The organism is Acidovorax sp. KNOB132 (genome assembly GCF_057541515.1).
The window spans coordinates 26,680-45,794 of sequence record NZ_BAAJYT010000017.1 but is presented as its reverse complement, the minus strand read 5'-3'; the positions used below and the strand labels follow the sequence as shown (position 1 = coordinate 45,794).

At 66.1% G+C, this 19,115-nt stretch carries 18 protein-coding genes; 14 read left to right on the top strand and 4 right to left on the bottom strand.

Features of this window, described 5'->3' with window-relative positions:
• From AC27IO_RS05080 to accD, 4 genes are all read left to right on the top strand, one after another.
• Positions 1-602: phosphoribosylanthranilate isomerase (locus AC27IO_RS05080; RefSeq protein ID WP_487089506.1), on the top strand; the 602-nt coding region annotated here is incomplete at its 5' end.
• Positions 602-1,870: a tryptophan synthase subunit beta gene (gene trpB, locus AC27IO_RS05075; RefSeq protein ID WP_498737646.1), complete on the top strand. Its 1,269-nt coding sequence runs from the start codon at positions 602-604 to the stop codon at positions 1,868-1,870. The genes AC27IO_RS05080 and trpB, both read left to right, overlap by 1 nt.
• Positions 1,867-2,688: a tryptophan synthase subunit alpha gene (gene trpA, locus AC27IO_RS05070; protein ID WP_284424282.1), complete on the top strand. Its 822-nt coding sequence runs from the start codon at positions 1,867-1,869 to the stop codon at positions 2,686-2,688. Before trpB ends, trpA begins: the two co-directional genes overlap by 4 nt.
• Positions 2,689-2,751: 63 nt before the next feature.
• Positions 2,752-3,624: an acetyl-CoA carboxylase, carboxyltransferase subunit beta gene (accD, locus tag AC27IO_RS05065; protein WP_498737644.1), complete on the top strand. Its 873-nt coding sequence runs from the start codon at positions 2,752-2,754 to the stop codon at positions 3,622-3,624.
• A gap of 103 nt (positions 3,625-3,727) precedes the next feature.
• On the opposite strand, the gene AC27IO_RS05060 is transcribed toward accD, so the two are convergent.
• Positions 3,728-4,276, bottom strand: a complete 549-nt coding sequence (locus AC27IO_RS05060) for a YggT family protein (RefSeq protein WP_498737642.1) — start codon at positions 4,274-4,276, stop codon at positions 3,728-3,730.
• A gap of 81 nt (positions 4,277-4,357) precedes the next feature.
• On the opposite strand from AC27IO_RS05060, the gene AC27IO_RS05055 reads away from it, so the two are divergent.
• From AC27IO_RS05055 to AC27IO_RS05045, 3 genes are all read left to right on the top strand, one after another.
• Positions 4,358-5,026: an LON peptidase substrate-binding domain-containing protein gene (locus AC27IO_RS05055; protein WP_284407034.1), complete on the top strand. Its 669-nt coding sequence runs from the start codon at positions 4,358-4,360 to the stop codon at positions 5,024-5,026.
• A 40-nt stretch (positions 5,027-5,066) separates the two neighbouring features.
• Entirely contained in the window at positions 5,067-6,185 is a 1,119-nt protein-coding gene (locus tag AC27IO_RS05050; protein ID WP_498737640.1) for a glycosyltransferase, read from the top strand.
• Between the two features lie 632 nt (positions 6,186-6,817).
• Positions 6,818-7,519: a sugar transferase gene (locus AC27IO_RS05045; RefSeq protein ID WP_498737638.1), complete on the top strand. Its 702-nt coding sequence runs from the start codon at positions 6,818-6,820 to the stop codon at positions 7,517-7,519.
• 76 nt (positions 7,520-7,595) lie between these two features.
• Here AC27IO_RS05045 and AC27IO_RS05040 read toward each other — a convergent pair whose 3' ends face one another.
• A complete protein-coding gene (locus AC27IO_RS05040; protein WP_317359270.1) occupies positions 7,596-8,537 on the bottom strand; it encodes a GDP-L-fucose synthase family protein in 942 nt (313 codons plus the stop codon).
• A 23-nt stretch (positions 8,538-8,560) separates the two neighbouring features.
• Positions 8,561-9,646: a GDP-mannose 4,6-dehydratase gene (gene gmd / locus AC27IO_RS05035; protein WP_498737636.1), complete on the bottom strand. Its 1,086-nt coding sequence runs from the start codon at positions 9,644-9,646 to the stop codon at positions 8,561-8,563.
• 47 nt (positions 9,647-9,693) lie between these two features.
• On the opposite strand from gmd, the gene AC27IO_RS05030 reads away from it, so the two are divergent.
• From AC27IO_RS05030 to AC27IO_RS05000, 7 genes are all read left to right on the top strand, one after another.
• Entirely contained in the window at positions 9,694-10,971 is a 1,278-nt protein-coding gene (locus AC27IO_RS05030; RefSeq protein WP_498737634.1) for a lipopolysaccharide biosynthesis protein, read from the top strand.
• Positions 10,961-11,761 carry a DUF268 domain-containing protein gene (locus tag AC27IO_RS05025; protein WP_284430063.1) on the top strand — a complete coding sequence of 267 codons (801 nt, stop codon included), beginning with the start codon at positions 10,961-10,963 and terminating at the stop codon, positions 11,759-11,761. Before AC27IO_RS05030 ends, AC27IO_RS05025 begins: the two co-directional genes overlap by 11 nt.
• Entirely contained in the window at positions 11,758-12,615 is an 858-nt protein-coding gene (locus AC27IO_RS05020; protein WP_498737632.1) for an O-fucosyltransferase family protein, read from the top strand. Before AC27IO_RS05025 ends, AC27IO_RS05020 begins: the two co-directional genes overlap by 4 nt.
• Positions 12,612-13,403, top strand: a complete 792-nt coding sequence (locus AC27IO_RS05015; protein ID WP_284430061.1) for a glycosyltransferase family 2 protein — start codon at positions 12,612-12,614, stop codon at positions 13,401-13,403. The genes AC27IO_RS05020 and AC27IO_RS05015 overlap by 4 nt, the downstream gene beginning before the upstream one ends.
• 75 nt (positions 13,404-13,478) lie before the next feature.
• Complete coding sequence (lysS, locus tag AC27IO_RS05010) at positions 13,479-15,017, top strand: lysine--tRNA ligase (protein ID WP_284430060.1); 1,539 nt, start codon at positions 13,479-13,481, stop codon at positions 15,015-15,017.
• Between the two features lie 64 nt (positions 15,018-15,081).
• Positions 15,082-16,119 (top strand): GGDEF domain-containing response regulator, encoded by a 1,038-nt coding sequence (locus tag AC27IO_RS05005; RefSeq protein WP_372588250.1) that lies wholly within the window; start codon positions 15,082-15,084, stop codon positions 16,117-16,119.
• A gap of 32 nt (positions 16,120-16,151) precedes the next feature.
• A complete protein-coding gene (locus AC27IO_RS05000; RefSeq protein ID WP_284430246.1) occupies positions 16,152-16,781 on the top strand; it encodes a mechanosensitive ion channel family protein in 630 nt (209 codons plus the stop codon).
• Between the two features lie 74 nt (positions 16,782-16,855).
• Here the strand turns inward: AC27IO_RS05000 and AC27IO_RS04995 are convergent, their stop codons facing one another.
• Positions 16,856-18,736: a DUF3300 domain-containing protein gene (locus AC27IO_RS04995; protein WP_498737629.1), complete on the bottom strand. Its 1,881-nt coding sequence runs from the start codon at positions 18,734-18,736 to the stop codon at positions 16,856-16,858.
• Positions 18,737-19,115: the final 379 nt, after the last annotated feature.

The following is a 19,115-nucleotide window of genomic DNA, read 5'->3' as shown; positions in this document are numbered from 1 at the left end:
CCGCCAGCCCGCGCGGCATCACGCCGCAACGCGCCGCAGCCCTGGCCCGCAGGCTGCCTCCGTTCGTGACGCCGGTGCTGTTGTTCGTGAATGCCAACGCTACAGAAGTGATAGCAGCCTGCACAATGATTCCGTCGGCAACGGTCCAATTCCATGGGGATGAATCGCCACAAGACTGCTGGGCGGCAACTGCGGACGGCGCGCGGCCGTTCCTGCGAGCGGCACGCATTCCCCTTGGCGACGGTGCGGCGCGGTTCGACCTCGTACAATTCGCGGCAACCCACTCCCGCGCCCAGGCCATCCTGCTCGACGCCCATGTCGAAGGTTATGGCGGAGGCGGCAAGGCATTCAATTGGTCACTTCTACCTCCAAGCGTCGGCTCTCACCTCGTTTTGTCTGGTGGACTCACGCCTGCAAACGTGACCGATGGCATCTTGCAGGTGCGGCCGCGCGGCCTGTCGCTCGCGGTTGACGTCAGTTCCGGCGTGGAAGCCGATGGCCCCGACGGCAAGCCGTTGCGGGGCATCAAGGACGCCGGCAAGATCCAACGCTTCATCGCCGCCGTGCAGGCGGCCGATGCGCAATTTGCAAAGATTCATTGATGCTTTCCTACCAGCAACCCGACGCCGCCGGCCATTTCGGCCCCTATGGCGGTAGTTTCGCGAGCGAAACTCTCACCCACGCCCTGACCGAATTGCGCGAGGCCTATGCCCGCTACCAGAACGATCCGGAGTTCCTGGCCGAATTCCATTCGGAGCTGAAGCACTTCGTGGGGCGCCCCTCCCCCGTCTACTACGCGGCACGCATGAGCCGCGAGATGGGCGGCGCGCAGATCTACCTCAAGCGCGAAGACCTCAACCACACCGGCGCCCACAAGATCAACAACGTGATCGGCCAGGCGATGCTCGCCCGGCGCATGGGCAAGCCGCGCATCATCGCCGAGACGGGTGCAGGCCAGCACGGCGTCGCCACGGCCACCATCTGCGCGCGATATGGCCTCGAATGTGTGGTGTACATGGGCTCGGAAGACGTCAAGCGCCAGAGCCCCAACGTGTACCGCATGAAGCTGCTGGGCGCGACCGTCGTGCCCGTCGATTCGGGCAGCAGGACGCTCAAGGACGCGCTGAACGAAGCCATGCGCGACTGGGTGGCCCATGTGGACGACACCTTCTACATCATCGGCACGGTGGCGGGCCCGCACCCCTACCCCATGATGGTGCGCGATTTCCAGAGCGTGATCGGCACCGAGTGCCTGGAACAGATGCCGGCCATGCTGGCCGAGCAGAAGGCCAGCACCCAGCAGCCCGACGCGGTGATCGCCTGCGTGGGCGGCGGCAGCAATGCCATGGGCATCTTCCACCCCTACATTCCCTATGAGAAGACACGCCTGATCGGCGTGGAAGCCGCCGGTGAGGGACTGGACAGCGGCAAGCACTCCGCCTCGCTGCAGCGCGGCAGCTCGGGCGTCTTGCACGGCAACCGCACGTTCATCCTGCAGGACGAGAACGGCCAAATCACCGAAACGCACAGCATCAGCGCGGGCCTGGACTACCCGGGCGTCGGGCCCGAGCACGCGTGGCTGCAGGAAATCGGCCGTGCCGAATACGTCGGGATCACCGATGCCGAGGCGCTGGCCGCCTTCCATTACCTGTGCCGCACCGAAGGCATCATTCCGGCGCTGGAATCCAGCCATGCCGTGGCCTACGCCATGAAACTCGCCAAGACCATGCCAGCCGACCAGTCCATCCTGGTGAACCTGTCGGGCCGTGGGGACAAGGACATCGGCACGGTCGCCGACCTGTCGGGGGCCGATGTGTACGACCGGCCCTCCATGCGCGGCCTCGGGGTCAAGGGAGGGCCTGCCGCATGAGCTCGCCGCGCAACCGCATCGCGAACACCTTCGCAGAACTGCAGGCCAAGGGGCGCAAGGCGCTCATTCCCTATGTGACCGCCGGCTTTCCGTTCGCCGACATCACGCCCGCGCTCATGCATGGCATGGTCGAAGCCGGGGCCGACGTGATCGAACTGGGCGTGCCCTTCTCCGACCCCATGGCCGACGGCCCGGTGATCCAGAAGGCCGGGGAAAAGGCGCTCTCGCTGGGCGTGGGCATGGTGCAGGTCCTGGGCCATGTGCGCGATTTCCGCCAGCGCAACGACAAGACGCCCGTCGTGCTGATGGGCTACGCCAACCCGGTGGAGCGCTACGACCAGATCCATGGCGCAGGCGCCTTCGTGCGCGATTCCGCCGAGGCGGGCGTGGACGGCGTGCTCATCGTCGACTACCCGCCCGAGGAAAGCGAAGCGTTCGCGGCCAGCCTGCGCGAACACGGCATGGACCTGATCTTCCTGCTGGCGCCCACCAGCACGGAACAGCGCATGCAGCAGGTCGCGCGCGTGGCCAGCGGCTACGTGTACTACGTGTCCCTCAAGGGCGTGACCGGCTCGGGCGCTCTCGATACGACCGCCGTCGAGGCCATGCTGCCCGTCATCCGGCGGCATGTGCACATTCCCGTGGGCGTGGGCTTCGGCATCCGCGACGCGGCCACGGCCCAGGCGATCGGGCGCGTGGCCGATGCCGTGGTCATCGGCAGCCGCATCATCCAGTTGCTGGAAGACCAGCCGCACGAGAAGGTGGTGCCCGTCACCATCGACTTCCTGCGGGGGGTGCGCAAGGCGCTGGACGCATAATTGCAGCCCGCGCGCCCGGTCCGTGGCGCACCGGCTGAGACTTGAAGCGAAGAGGAAACCGATATGTCCTGGCTCGAAAAACTCCTGCCCTCCAAAATCCAGCAGACCGATCCGACCGAGCGCCGCCAGGTGCCGGAAGGCCTGTGGATCAAGTGCCCGAGCTGCGAGACGGTGCTGTACAAGACCGATCTGGAGCAAAACCAGAACGTCTGCCCGCACTGCAGCCACCACCACCGCATCAATGCCCGCCCCCGCCTGAACGCGTTCCTGGACGCCGAAGGCCGCTATGAAATCGGCCAGGAAGTGCTACCGGTCGATGCGCTGAAGTTCAAGGACAGCCGCAAGTACCCCGACCGCCTGAAGGAAGCCCTGGAAAACACCGGGGAAACCGATGCGCTCATCGTGATGGGCGGCTCGGTGCGCAGCATCAACATCGTGGTGGCGTGCTTCGAGTTCGACTTCATGGGCGGCAGCATGGGCAGCGTGGTGGGCGAGCGCTTCGTGCGCGGCGTGGAAACCGCCATCGAGCAGAAGGTACCCTTCCTGTGCTTCACCGCCACAGGCGGCGCGCGCATGCAGGAAGGCCTGCTCTCGCTGATGCAGATGGCCAAGACCAACGCGGCCCTCACCCGGCTGGCCAAGAAGGGCCTGCCCTACATCAGCGTGCTGACCGACCCGACCATGGGCGGCGTCTCGGCCGGCTTTGCCTTCGTGGGCGACATCGTGATCGCCGAGCCCAAGGCACTGATCGGCTTTGCCGGACCGCGCGTGATCGAATCGACCGTGCGCGTGACGCTGCCAGAAGGCTTCCAGCGCGCTGAATTCCTGCAGACCAAGGGCGCCGTGGACTTCATCTGCGACCGCCGCGAACTGCGCGGCACCGTGGCCAAGAGCCTGGCGATGCTGCAGCGCCTGCCGGTAGACTCAGTGGCCTGATCGCTCACACGCTTCGGCCGATACCAAAACAATAGCCGCCACCACTGACTGGCTCAGCGGTGGCGGCTATTTTTTATGGTTGGGCGAATTCCGCTGCCGGCCCCTACCGCAGCACCCATCCCTGTACGTTGCCCACCACGATCAGGCACACCTGCAGCAACACCAGCACCACCAGCGGCGACAGATCCACCCCGCCGAGGAGCGGCACCACGCGCCGCACGGGGCGCAGCAACGGCTCGCACAAGCGGGCAATCACGTCGGCAAGGGGTGAGCGCGTCTGCACCCACGAGAGCACGGCATAGACGATCAGCAAGCCGATCAGCCCGTAGATCGCCGCGCGCACCAGACCGAACACGGCCAGCCAGAGCAGCAGCACCAGGCCCGGGCCGGCGCCCAGCAGCAGCCACAGCAACAGGTACTGCACCAGCTGGATCACAATCGCCGCTACCAGGCTGGCCCAATCCCAGCGCCCCGTGGCAGGCACGATCCTGCGCAGGGGCAGGACCAGCCAGTCGCTCAGCGCGAAAACCAGTTGCCCGATAGGGTTGCCAAAAGGCACGCGCTGCAGCTGCATGTAAAGCCGCAGCAGGCAAGCCCCGGTAAGCAGGCCGCCCACCACGTCCAGCAGGAAAGAAGCGATCTGGTAAAGCATGAAACCTCGTGATGTGGAGAATCTGGGGCGATGGTGCGAAGGGTTCCGCCGTGGGATGATAGCGGGCCAACCCGCCTGCCCATGACCTTCGTGCCCCCACCTTCCGAGCCGCCATTGCCGCCGCTCACGCTGACCTCCCTGCCGCTCTTTCCGCTGGGGACCGTGCTGTACCCGGGCGGGATGCTCTCGCTTCGCGTCTTCGAGGTGCGCTATCTCGACATGGTGCGCAAATGCCAGCAGGCGGGCGCACCGTTCGGTGTCGTTGCGCTGACGAGCGGCCAGGAAGTGCGCCAGGCAGGTGCAGCGCCCGAGCAGTTCCACGATGCCGGAACGCTCGCGAACATTGCGGAGATCGACACGTCGCACCCTGGCCTCATCGTTCTGCGAGCCGAGGGCTCGGCCCGCTTTCGCATCGTGCGCCGCCACCTGCTGCCGCACGGGCTGTGGCTGGCCGACATCGAGCAGATGCCCCCGGATGTGCCGCTCCCCGTCCCGGAGGACCTGCGCAACACGGCCGCCGCGCTCGAGCAGGTGCTCGCACGCCTGCGCCACCGGGGTGCGGACGACCCCTCCAGCCTCCCCGACCCCACCCCTGAGCAACTGGACGACTGCGGTTGGGTCGCCAATCGCTGGTGCGAACTGCTCCCCGTGCCGCTGGACCTGAAGCAGCAGCTCATGCAACTCGACAGCCCGCTGCTGCGCCTGGAACTCGTGGGAGACGTGCTGGAGCGCACGGGCATCGCGCCGTGAACACGAAGGGCGCAGCGGCCCAGCCTGGCGCGTCCCTGCCGTGAAGGTCCTGCAGGTCATCACCAAGGGCGAGGTCGGGGGCGCGCAGAGCCATGTGCTCACCCTCTGCCGGGAACTTGCCCGCCAGGGCGTTGCGGTCCAGGTGGCCATCGGCGGCGCCGAGCCGCGTCCGCCACTGGCCAATGCCCTGGAGGCTTCGCACCTCGCGGTGCATCGCGTGCCCGCGCTGGGCAATGCGCTCAACCCGGTGCATGTGGTGCGCGCCGCCTGGGCCCTGCGGGGCATCGTGCTCGAACAATCTCCGGATCTGCTCCATGCCCACAGTGCGATGGCCGGCGTCGTAGCCCGGTTGGCCGGTGCACTGACCCGCACCCCCGTGATCTACACCGTGCACGGCTTCGCCTTCAAGGCGGGACATCCCTGGAAGCGCCGCACAGTGGCCCTTGCCATGGAGTGGCTGCTGGCCCCGCTGACCCGGCGCATGATTTGTGTCTCGGACCATGAGCGCCGGCTGGCGCTCGTGTTACCGCTGCCTTCGCGGCGGGTGTCCGTCATCCACAACGGCGTCGAGGATGTGGCAGTCCCAGGCAATAGCGCAGCATCGACCGCCGAAGCGGCGCCGGCGATCGCGATGGTTGCCCGCATGGCACCGCCCAAGCGCCCGGACATCCTGCTGCACGCACTCGCCCAGTTGCGCGGCGCCCTGGGGCACGAAGTCCCCGCCACCTTTTTCGGCGGCGGCCCCGAGCTGGCAGCCCACCGCGCACTGGCCCATCGATTGGGCCTGCAAGCGGTGCGCTTCACCGGCGATGTGGATGATGTTGCGGCCCAACTGGCCCAGCACGCCATCTTCGTGCTGGCATCGGATCACGAAGGCCTGCCCATTTCGCTGATCGAGGCGATGCGTGCGGGCATGGCCATCGTGGCCAGCGATTTGCCGGGCATTCGCGAATTGCTGCCGGAGTCGGCTCATGCGCGCCTGGTGGCACCCGATCCCGCAGCATGGGCCGCGGCGTTGCGGCAACTGATAGAGTCGCCAGCACTGCGCGCCCGCATGGGCGCGGCAGCACGGCAACGCTACGAGCAGCACTACACCGCACAGCGCATGGCTCTGGCCGTGCGCTCGGTCTACGCCGCGGCGACTTCGCGCACCCACTGACGATTCCATGAACAGCATTCCACGCCGCGAACTCGGCTCCTCCACGGCGCACCGACAGGGTGCCGTGCTGCGCTGGGCGCTGGGTGGCACCTTGATTCTGCTGGTGAGCTATCTGGCGGGGCTCGGCCTGGAGCGGTACGACTGGGTGACCTACCAGTTTCCGCAGACGGTGCTGTGGTGCGCCATTCCGTATGCCATGACCGCCCACTGGCTCTACAACGGCGCCTATCTGCCCCAGTTCGAGGGACGCCGCTTTCTCTTCGTGGCGACCGCAGCCCCCTACCTTGCCGCCCCGCTGGGTTTTGCGTTGCTGCAGCAGCCCTATTCCCGCGGCGCCGTTCTTCTCGTGTACCTGCTCTCGTCGGCATGGTTCCTGGTCGGCCATTGGCGCAACCGGCGGCACCAGGTGCTGTCCCTGGCCTATCTGGACGATACCGTGCCCCTGCGCCTTCGGGAGCTGCTGGGCGACATGGCCCAGGCCAGCCAGCAACACATCGCGCTGCTGCCCTGGACGCCCCTGGAAGAGTCAAGCACGGACACCGGCACAACCCACGCCCCCCCCCCAATGGGCCGGCGTGGTGCTGGATCGCCATGCCCCCTCGAGCGCCGCACGCGAGCGATGGATCAGCGATTTGCGTCTGCAGCATGTGCGGCTCTACAGCGTGGAGGCCGTGGCCGAACTGCTGAGCGGCCGCAAAATACTGCCCCACCAGCAGACCCAGGACCTGTGGACCCTGGACGGCAACCCGGCCTACGACACCTTCAAGCGGCTGACCGACCTGCTCCTCACGCTGGCAGGGCTGCCGGTGTGGCTGCCGCTGTGCCTGGCCGCCGGCCTGGCGGTGAAGCTGGATTCGCCAGGGCCCATGCTTTTTTCCCAGATCCGCGTCGGCCGCAATGGCCGTGCGTTCCGCATCTGGAAGCTGCGCAGCATGCGCCATGCCGGCGACGACCGCACAGCGCGCTTTGCCCTGCCCAACGATGACCGGGTGACCTCCGTGGGCCGATTCATCCGCCGCACCCGTCTGGACGAACTGCCCCAACTATGGAACGTGCTGAAGGGCGAGATGAGCCTGATCGGTCCGAGGCCGGAGCAAACGGAGTTCGTGCGCGTGTTCGCCGACCGGATTCCCGCGTACCCCTACCGCCACCTCGTGCGCCCCGGACTGACGGGCTGGGCCCAGGTCCAGCAGGGTTACGCCGACAGCGAGGAGCAGACCGCCATCAAGCTCAGCTATGACCTCTATTACGTGGCGCACTACTCCGTGGCCCTGGACTTGCTGATTGCGTACAAGACGCTGCGCATCGTGGCGGGGGGATTTGGGTCGCGTTAGTTTCGTTCGGCGCTGGCAGTTCCAGAAAACGCGGCGAAGACTTCCGGCCTGCCCCATCCACCGCACCTCCCGCGGCTCATCCCCGCGCTTCGGGCGTTTCGAGGAAAGACCGATAGGTCTGGGCAATCCCGGTATCCAGCGGAATGCGCGCGCTCCAGCCACGGCGCCGCAACATGCCAACGTCCAGCAATTTGCGCAGCGTGCCATCGGGCTTGCTCGGGTCGAAAGCCAGCGTGCCCTCGAAACCGATCACGCCCATGATCCGCCGGGCCAGTTCTTCAATCGTCACGTCAGTTCCCGTGCCGACATTGAACAGGCCGTCCGTGATGTCGAGTTGCTCCATCAGGAACACACAGGCGTCTGCCATGTCGTCCACATGCATGAACTCCCGGCGCGGGCGCCCCGAGCCCCACAGCTTCATCACAGGGTCGCCACGCCGTTTCGCCTCATGGGCCTTGCGCAGCAAAGCAGGCAGCACATGCGAGGTGTTGAGGTCGTAGTTGTCGTTGGGGCCGTAGAGGTTCGTCGGCATCGCGCTCACGTAATGCCGGCCGTACTGACGGTTGAAACTCTCACAGAGCTTGATGCCCGCGATCTTGGCAATGGCATAGGGTTCGTTCGTGGGCTCGAGCGGACCCGTCAGCAAGTACTCCTCCTTGATCGGCTGTGGGCAGTCGCGCGGGTAAATGCAACTCGATCCCAGGAACAGCATCCGCTGCACATCGGCGGCATGCGCGGCATGGATCACGTTGGCCTCGATCATGAGGTTCTGATAAATGAAGTCTGCCCGCGACACGTTGTTGGCCTGTATGCCACCCACCTTGGCAGCGGCAAGGAACACGTAGTCGGGCTTTTCATGCGCCATGAAGGCATGTACCGCAGACTGATCCAGCAGGTCCAGTTCGGCATGCGTGCGCGTCACCAGGTTTTCGTAACCGCGCTCGGACAACTTGCGCACCAGGGCCGAGCCCACCATGCCACGGTGGCCTGCCACGTAGATCTTGGCTTTCCTGTCCATGTCCACCCTCGTCAACGTTGCCGTCATTCGTTGTAGTCGTAGGCAGAAAAACCGTACTTCTTGACCAGTTCGTCGCGCTGGGCACTTTTCAGATCCTCGCGCACCATCTCGGCCACGAGTTCGCCAAATCCAATGCGCGGCGTCCAGCCGAGCTTCTCGCGCGCCTTGGTAGGATCGCCGAGCAACGACTCGACCTCCGTGGGTCGGAAGTATCTCGGGTCCACCTTGACAATGGTACGGCCCTGGGCGTCCCGGCCAACCTCGTCCACACCATGGCCCGACCATTCGATCTGCATGCCGAGCTCATGCGCCGCCGCCGAAACAAAGTCTCGCACGCTGTGCTGCACGCCCGTCGCGATGACGAAGTCTTCGGCCACCTCCTGCTGCATCATGAGCCACTGCATTTCCACGTAGTCCTTCGCGTGGCCCCAATCGCGCAGTGCATCGAGATTGCCAAGGTACAGGCAATCCTGCAGGCCCAGGTGGATGCGCGCCATGGCGCGCGTGATCTTGCGCGTCACGAAGGTCTCGCCGCGCACGGGGCTTTCGTGGTTGAACAGGATGCCGTTGCAGGCATACATGCCGTAAGCCTCCCGATAGTTGACCGTGATCCAGTAGGCATAGAGCTTGGCCACGGCGTAGGGGCTGCGCGGGTAGAACGGCGTGCTTTCCTTCTGCGGCACTTCCTGCACCAGCCCGTAGAGTTCGGAAGTGCTGGCCTGGTAGAAGCGCGTCTTGCGCTCCATGCCCAGGATGCGGATCGCTTCCAGGATGCGCAGCGTGCCAATACCGTCGACATTGGCCGTGTATTCGGGCGTCTCGAAGCTGACAGCCACGTGGCTCATGGCCGCGAGGTTGTAGATTTCATCGGGCTGTGATTGCTGGATGATGCGAATCAGGTTCGTGCTGTCGGCCAGATCACCATAATGCAGGATCAAATGGCGGTCAGTAATGTGGGGATCTTGATAGAGATGGTCGATGCGATCGGTATTGAACAACGATGCCCGGCGTTTTATGCCGTGCACGATGTAACCCTTGCCCAGCAGGAATTCGGCCAGATAGGCCCCGTCCTGGCCCGTGATGCCGGTGATAAGCGCGACTTTTTGCATGTATAGAGGTCAGGAAGACGACCCAATCATAGGCGCTGCGCTCTTTCATGTCCCTTAAGCGCAACATTCTGGCGAACTACGTCGGCTCGGGCGCGGTCGCGCTTGCGCCCATCCTCGCCCTGCCCTGGTATCTCGCTGCGCTGGGCCCCCTGCAATTCGGCTTCGTGGGCTTCGTCACGACGCTGCAGGCCGTACTCAACCTGCTCGACGCAGGCATGAGCCAGGCCTTGGTGCGCGAGATCTCGTTGCGTGCCGCCGGCGAAGGGGCGGCCAAGCCGCGCACAGCCGCACTGCTGTACGGCTTCGAGCGCATTTACTGGGCGCTTGCACTGCTGATCGGCCTCGGGCTGGTCCTGCTCGCAGCCCCGATCGCACGCCACTGGCTCCATCTGGATGAGGCCGCGAAGGCCAGCGGCCAGGCCGCGGTGATCGGAGCGGCCGCCATTTTCGCAACGATGTTCCCGGGGTCGCTTTACCGTAGCCTTCTTGTCGGCACGGAACATCAGGTGGCACTGAACAAGATCCTGTTCGCTGCCACGCTGCTCCGCCATGGGGGCGCTGTTCTCGCCGTGACCACCTGGCCATCGCTGACCACCTATCTGGCCTGGCACGTCGCAGCAGGCCTGTTCGAAACCGCTCTACGTGCCCACGTTGCCTGGTCTGCAACCGGAACGCATCGTGGCGACGCACGGTGGCAAGGTGACGTGGTCCGCCAAGCCTGGCCGGCGATCGCCGGTCTCGCTGCCGCTTCGGGCCTGGGCGCGCTCACGATGCAGCTGGACAAGGTGCTGCTCAGCAACCTGATACCGATCGCGGACTTTGGCTACTATGTAATCGCCTCTTCCGCAGCGGCGGGCGTGCTGCAGTTGGTGTACCCGCTGATGCAGGCAGTCCTGCCCCGCGCACTTCGCCTCAAGGACGACCCAGCCGCCCTTCGCCATCTGTACGGACGGCTCTTCGGACTGATCGCATTGGCCGCAGCCATCGGCATCGCCGTCTATGCCGTCGGAGGGGAACGGCTATTGGAGTGGTGGCTGAAGGACGGGCATGCCGTTTCGGTGGTCTACCCGCTGCTCGGCTGGCTGCTGTTCGGTGCCATCATCAACGCGTTCTACAACGTGGGCTACGCCCACTGGCTGGTGCGTGGAAAAATCCAGCGCATCCTGCAAGTCAACCTGCTGGCCGGGGTGCTGTGTCTGCTGGTCATTCCTCCCATGGTGTCGCGTTTCGGCATGGTTGGCGCGACATCGGGTTGGCTCGTCATCAATTTCATCGGCTTTATCGCCAGTCTGCCCGGGCTCCTCAAGATCGACCATGAACGCTAAGCTGAAGAAGTTTTACTGGATCCTCTCGGAGCAGTTCGGCATCGACCCGCGTCGACTGCTGCGCTCGCTGCGCGGCACGCCGCGCTACCTGCGCGACCTTTTGCGCTTCCGACGCCAGTACCAAGGACGGCTCGAGCTCATGCCCTGCCTCCATGACTGGTACGAAGAGGGCGGTACGACCAAAAGCGAGTATTTCCTGCAGGATCTGCACGTGGCGCAGCAGATCCACCGGCATGGGCCGGAGCGCCATGTCGATATCGGGTCCCGTGTCGATGGTTTCGTGGCGCATATCGCCAGCTTTCGTGACATCGAAGTCTTCGATATCCGCGCCATCACCACGGAGCTGCCGAGCATCCGCTTCAAGCAGGCCGATCTGATGAACCCAGCCCCAGAACTGGCGAACTACTGCGATTCGCTGTCCTGCCTGCATGCCCTGGAGCATTTTGGACTTGGCCGCTATGGCGATGTGCTTGATCCCGCAGGCAGCGCCACAGGCCTGCGAAACATGGCCCATATCGTGCGTCCGGGTGGTCGGCTCTACCTTTCGGTGCCCGTCGGCATCGAACGCGTGCTGTTCAACGCCCACCGCGTTTTCTCGCCACGCAGCATCGTCCGAATGGCCGAAGCGGAAGGCCTTTCGCTGCGCCAGTTCGCGGCGGTTGGTGCCGAACGGCGCGTGATCGACTATCCGCATTGGGAAGCCGAACTGGACCGAATTGAGCAGCAGGACTACGCCCTCGGCATCTTCACCTTCGAGCGCATGCCCCCGCACACCGGCGATCCCATATGACGACCATACGTGTTTTTCTGCGCGGCGGGCTCGGCAATCAGTTCTTCGAATGGCTGCACGCGCTGACGCTGGCCGAGTCGGGAGCCGATGTTGCACTCGACACCAGCTTCCTGCGCAAAGTACCAGGCAACCAGGCCATCGGCGCGCTGGAATTGGCCAAGGTGTTCACTGACCTGCGATTGCCGACTCGCCGCACGGAAGGGCTGTGGCGTGCCGAGCGGGTGCTCGTACGTGCAGCCCGGTTGCTGGGCCAACTCCACAATGATGCAACCCCTGCCCACGGCGATTGGCGTGCACGCTATCACTACGGCTACTACCAGCATCCCCGCCACCACAGCGAGCGCGCGCTGCGACAGGCACGCGAACTGCTGCGCCCGATGTTTCGCGACGCCCCCCCGGGCCTGTCACGCTATGCAGCCCTGCACGTGCGAGGGGGCGATTACGCTGCCTCGCGTTACAACCGCGAACAGATCGGACCGCTCGGCGCAGGCTACTACTGCGGCGTGCTGCAGGCACTGGAGCGCAATTGGCCCGAACTGCAGTGGCTCGTCATTTCCGACGACTATGCCCATGCGCGGGCCATGCTTTCGCCGTTGGTGGCACCGGACCGCTGCCTGTTCCTCGACACCCACCTCGGCGGCAGGGAAACAGCCGACCAGGCATTGCAGGCCTTGATCAACGCCGACGTGCTGGCCTGTGCCAACAGTTCGTTCAGTGCGCTGGCTGGCTATGTGGGCCGTGCTCACACCGTGTTCGCGCCCACGCCGTGGTTCCGCGGCCTCGCGCTCACCTCGACCGACCCTTCATTGCCCTTGTGGCATCGGCTCGACGCTGACTTCGCCATGGAACCATGAGCCTGCCGCGCGTCTCCGTTGTCATCCCCGTCTACAACGCCGAAGCGACCTTGCGGCGCGCTCTGGACTCGATCCGCAACCAGACCTTGCCACCATTCGAGGTGATCTGCGTGGATGACGGCTCGCTCGACGGATCCGTCTCCTTGGCGGAGCACTATGACACCGCAGGCGCCTTCGTGCTGCGTGTGGTGAAGCAGCCGTGCAACGCAGGCGCTGCAGCCGCGCGCAACCGCGGCCTGGACCTGGCTGCCGGCGAGGTCGTCGCCTTTCTGGACGCAGACGACATCTGGTCGCCCGACAAACTCGGGCGCCAACTACACGCCATGCACAACCAAGGCCTGGACCTGATCGGGGGCCACTCCGGGGTGATCGCACAGAAAATACCGGCCTTCGTGCTGGAGAGTGCGTCTCAACCGCTGACTACCCGCGTTGTCGGCCTGGTCCCTGCCATGCTGTCGAATCCGTTTCACACGTCCTCCGTGCTGGTGCGGCGCGATGCGCGCGTGCGCTTTCCCGACAATGGCCAACTCAGCGAAGACTACGCACTGTGGCTGCAGCTGATCGCGGCCGGCTGGCGCTGTGCACACCACTCCCAGCAGCTGTCGTTCATGTACAAGCCTGCCTTCGGCAGCTCCGGCCTGAGCGCACAGCTATGGCGCATGCAGCGCGGTGAGCTGGCTGCGCTCGGCGCCGTCGGCCGACGCGGGCATCGGGGCGCGCTGGCGCTGGCGCTGCCGGTCTCTTGCTTGAAGTTCGGCGTTAGGCTGTTACGCACTTGGCTGCGCTAGGGCCGCTGGTTTGACTTGGCTCTTAAAATGGCCGGTTTCGTCGCGCGACGCCTCTCTTCGCCATCATTTCAATCTATGTCCGACAATCCCACCCCTGCCATTGACCACAACCAGCTCATCGCCGAGCGCCGCGAAAAGCTCAAGGCCCTGCGGGAGGCCCAGGCAGCAGGCAAGGGCGTGGCGTTTCCCAACGATTTCAAGCCCGCGCACCATGTGGCGGACCTGCAGGCGCAGTACGCCGAAAGCGTGGCCGATGCACTCGAGGCGAGCCCTGTCACCGTGAGCGTCGCTGGCCGGATGATGCTCAAGCGCGTGATGGGCAAGGCCAGCTTCGCCACCGTGCAGGACGGCTCGCTGGGCACGACGGGGGGTCGCCTGCAGCTGTACGTCACGCGCGATGCGCTGGGTGAAGAGCTGTACGCCGCCTTCAAACACTGGGACCTGGGCGACATCGTGGGTGCGGAAGGCACGCTCATGAAGACCAAGACCGGCGAGCTGTCGATCAAGGTCACCACGCTGCGCCTGCTCACCAAGAGCCTGCGGCCCATGCCGGACAAGTTCCACGGCGTGGCCGACCAGGAGGTGAAATACCGCCAGCGCTACGTGGACCTGATGACCGATGAAACCGCGCGCAGCCGTTTCATCGCCCGCAGCAAGGCCGTGAGTGGCCTGCGCGAGTTCATGGTGCAGCACGGCTTCCTGGAAGTGGAAACGCCCATGCTGCACCCGATTCCCGGCGGCGCGAATGCAAAGCCGTTCGTCACCCACCACAACGCGCTGGAGCAGGAGATGTACCTGCGCATCGCGCCCGAGCTGTATCTGAAGCGCCTGGTGGTGGGCGGCTTCGAGCGGGTGTTCGAGATCAACCGCAACTTCCGCAACGAAGGCATCTCGGTGCGCCACAACCCCGAGTTCACCATGATGGAGTTCTACGCGGCCTACTGGAACTACCGCGACCTGATGGACTTCACCGAGCAGCTGGTGCGCGATGCGGCCATGAAGGCGGCCGGCACGCTGCAGCTGACCTACGGCGGCCGCGAGGTGGACCTTTCCCAGCCTTTCCAGCGGCTGACCATCCGCGAGGCGATCTTCCAGTACACCGAAGCCGGCGCCCATGTGGACGATGCCGCCTGGCTCGTCAGCGCCCTCAAGAAGCTGGGGCTGAGCGAAGAGAAGAACCAGCTGTCCAAGCGCACGCTGGCCAGCCTGCAGGTGCTGTACTTCGAAGAAACGGTGGAAGACAAGCTCTGGCAGCCCACCTTCATCATGGAGCACCCGACCGAGATCAGCCCCCTGGCCCGGGCCAACGACACGCGCCCTGAAGTGACCGAGCGTTTCGAGCTCTACATCACCGGCCGCGAGTTCGGCAACGGCTTTTCCGAGTTGAACGACGCCGAGGACCAGGCCGCGCGCTTTCAGGCGCAGGTCGCGGCCAAGGATGGCGGCGACGATGAGGCCATGTTCTTCGACCACGACTTCGTGAGGGCGCTCGAGTACGGCATGCCTCCCACCGGCGGTTGCGGTATCGGCATCGATCGGTTGATGATGTTGCTCACCGACAGCCCCAGCATCCGCGACGTGATCCTGTTCCCCGCCCTGCGCCGCGAACATTGATCGGCTGGGGACTGCGGCCTTTGCGGCCGAAAGGCCTGCACCTGCCTTCAGGAAAGGGACCGTGATGACCACCACCCATCCCACCCCACTGCCCCCCGGTGGGGGCCGCATCGAGGACACCATGCCCTTCACCGTGCTGGTCGTGGAGGATCAGGCCTCCCTGCGCGCAGTGCTGGTGGCGGAACTGCGCAATGCCGGCGTCGTCGATGTGCTGGAGGCTGCGTCGGGCGACAAGGCGCTCGACCTGTTCCAGTTGCACCGGCCGGACCTGGTGCTTCTGGACATCCGCCTGTCCGACCACAACGACGGCTATTGGGTCGCGCAGCAGATGCGCGAGGCCGAACCCGGGGGCTGGACGCCCATCATCTTTCTCTCCGGCCTGGACGGCGACCTGGACGTATGGCGCGGCATCGAGTCGGGCGGCGACGACTACCTGGTCAAACCGGTCAAGCCGATCGTCCTCGTTGCCAAGCTTCGCGCCATGCGGCGTCTGCTGGACATGCGCCGCCGGCTGGTGTCGCTGTCGCAGGAGCTGCACCTGGCCAACCAGCGGCTCAATGAGATGGTCGAGGTGGATGCCCTGACCGGGCTGGTGAACCGCCGCGGCCTGGACCGCATCCTGCACAACGAGATCGCCGCGGCGCGGCGGGAGGGCGAGCCGCTCACCCTGATGCTGTGCGACCTGGACCACTTCAAGCGCTACAACGATTCCGCCGGCCACCTGCAGGGCGATGCCTGCCTGAAGGACGTGAGCCGCCTGCTGCGCGACGTGTGCACGCGCCCGCGCGATGTGGCGGCGCGCTACGGAGGCGAGGAGTTCGCCCTCATCCTGCCCGGCACGCCCCGCTCCGGCGCGATGACCTTTGCACGGGCGCTGGGCAAGCTGCTGTCCGTGCGCGCCCTGCCCCACCCCAATTCGCCGCTCGGCCCGACGCTCACGCTGTCCGGCGGCATCACCACCTGCGTCCCTGACGAAGGCACCAGCGCGGAGGCCATGCTGATGCGCGCGGACCAGGCGCTGTATGCCGCCAAGGCCCAGGGACGCGCCCGCTTTTTCAGCTTCGAGATGCAGATGGACACCGTCGAGCAGTTGCGTGGCTGACAGGAGACCTTTTGCCGAACGACTGGACCTTCATGCTGCGCCTGCAACCTTACCTGCCCGACTGGATCCGGGACTGGCTCGACATCATCGTGCCGGGCCTGCAGATCCTCCTGATCCTGATCGTCGCCGTGGTGCTGCAGCGCACGCTGCGAAGGCTGGTAGGGCGTGCCGGCCACCATTACCAGTGGCCCATCGAGATGATGGTGCCGATCAACGGCCTGCTGCGCTGGATCATCATGGGCAGCGCGCTGCTGCTCGTGCTGGAGCGCCTGGGTGTTTCCGCCACCGTGCTGTGGACCGCCTTCACCGGATTCGCCACCGTGGGTGCCGTGGCCTTCTTCGCCGCGTGGAGCGTGCTGTCCAACCTGTTCTGCGCGCTGCTCATCTTCACCGTGGGCCCGTTCCGCCTGGGCGACTACATCGAGGTGCTGGACACGGCGGAAAAACCGGGTGCCAAGGGGCGCGTGATTGACATCAACCTGCTCTACACCACCCTGGAAGACTTCGACACGGGGCCGGACGGCGCACTGCTGCAGATTCCCAATACCCTGATCTTCCAGCGCGTGGTGCGGCGTTGGAAGGGCGGGCCTCCGCGCAGGGCGGATGCCGCGCCGGAAGACGCTGCCTCGGCCGAGGCCTCTTCCAGCCTGGAAACGGTCTAACCCTGCCAGGTCTGCTGCCGGCTCACGCAAGGCCGCAGCGATTTTCAGCGTGGCAGGCACCACGTGCCGGCCATTCAGCTTTCGCCGTGCCGGCGCCCTTCGGGCCGGTGGGCCGCTTCCGGCCCATGGCCATGCTGCGCTGGCGCCGGCGAGGCATGGGGCGGCTGCACGGCGACGGGTCGGGGTGCGGCCGGCCCGTGCGGCATCGCAGGCATGGGCCGCTGCATGGTGGGTGGCGGCATGTTGTGCGGGGCACGTTCCGCCGCGCCCTGGGCCTGCCCTTGCGGCGCCATGTGCTGAACATGCTCGGGCCTCGGCAGGGCCCGCTGTGCCTGTGCCTGTGCCTGTGCCTGTGCCTGTGCCTGTGCCTGTGCCTGTGCGCCGGGGCCGGCCCCCATCTGTACGCGCGGACTCTCCCGGTGGGGCTCCCGGCTCGAAGCGCCCGGCACCACCCCTGGTGCGGTCAGCGCGTGCGGCGCCATCCCTTCCGGTCTGTTGGACGGCAACGCCACCTCGCGGTGCGGCTGTGCTGCCCCGGGCACTGCCCGCGGGTCTGCAGCAGCATGGGCCTGCATTGGGGGTTGGCCAGGAACGCTGGGCAGCGCTGCCCGCGGGGCATGCACCCGCTCCTCCGCGCGCCCGGCGTTCTGGAATTCACGCGCCCCCTGGGGTCGCTGCGGAGGCACCATGGCCTGAACCTGCGGCGATGGCACCACGGCAGACTGGCCTGGCGGCACAAGATGCCGGTCCTGGCCCGGAGCGTGCGGCAGCATGGCCGCCTGCGCCATGGCGTGGTGGTCGCGGTCTGGCGGGACACGCGATGCCATCGGATTCATGGCCGGCATCGGAGCGGCCGGCGCTGCCGGCATCGCGGCCGCCACGCCCGCAGGACGGCCGCCGTCCGGTGCACGCTCGTAGATGTTGTTCACGGTGACGCGGTTGTGGATGTTCTCCACCACCGTGCGGGACTGCGAGATGTAGGTGTTGCCCCGGTACACCACGGCGGGACGCACCACCGGCGGCGGTGGCAAGGGCGCGCCCTGGACCCAGGCCGCGCGCTCCGGTGGCCGACCCCAGTTGACGCCCCAGGCATCCCAGCCCCAATGGTGGTGGTGCGATGCGACCGCGCCCACCAGCACGCCGGCGCCGAAGGCCAGCGCGCCCACGGCCACGGGGTCGGGCCCCACGGCCACCCCCGACGAATAGACGGGTGCGGGCGCGGCCCAGCGATAGCTTGAGTACAGCGGCACCGGCGTGCCGTAGACCACCTGCGGGTCATAGCGCGGCACGTACACCGCCTGGACGTCGGCCGGTTCGATGGAGATGTAGGTGGGCGGCGGCACCACCACCGTGGGCCCGCTATAGACGGCCACGGGTTGCTGCAGGTCCGCCGGTGGCGGTGGGCTCGGCGGCGCGGCCGTGACGGTGGCCACGCGCAGGTGCGGCGAGCTTTTGAGCGTGCCCGCCTTGCTGGCGCGCGAGCGCATGACCTGGATGGCATTCATCACGTCCGTCGGGTCGTTGTAGTAGGCCTTGCCCAGCGCCACCGTCCAGGGCAGGTTGGAGGCCATCTGCTCCAGCACGTTCGGGAAGGCGGTCAGCGATTTGATGCTCGGGTCCCACGGTTGCTGGTCCACCGCATCCGTCAGCGCGGCAGCCTTCAGCGACGGGTTTTGCCCCAGCCAGGCTTCCGCGGCCGTGACCTGGTCGGGGTAGGTCGCACCGGCCAACACCTGCGCCACCAGCTTGTCCGGATACAGCGCGATGGGAGCAACCATCTGGTAGAGCGCATCCGCGCTGGGAGGCGTGTAGCGGACGGCGACGGGTGTGGCCTCCGGAGCCGGTGCAGCCGCGGGCGCTGCAGCGGCGGATGGTGCGGGCGGCGGCACCCGCGGAGAAGAGTTCTGGCGATTGCAGGCGGTCAGGGCGCAAACGGCGATGAGCGACAGCGCCATGCCGCGCGATGCGCGCCGCAGGCCTGCAGTGCGAAGGGATCTGGGTGCGGTCGCCGCCGGTTGGAGCGGCAAGGCGGCGTGGGTTTGGGAAGCACGGGGGTCTGCAAGGGGCGCCATGGTTTTTCTCCTGAACCATCCACCGTGGGCCGGTGCGAAAACCCGGTCCGGCGTGCGTCGGCACTTCGTCGGCAGATGGTTTCTTCAGAACGGCACGTTATGCCTCGCGTTGACCGCCAGTTGTAGGCCAATGTTCGTCACGCGCTGTCGGCCCTCGCCCCGGTGCCAGTCACTGCGAAGGCTGGAAGCAGCGTTTTTCGCGGTTAATGGCAGTGCGGGAGGCGACTTTTCCCTTTGAAGGCACCAGCCAGCCACCGGACGC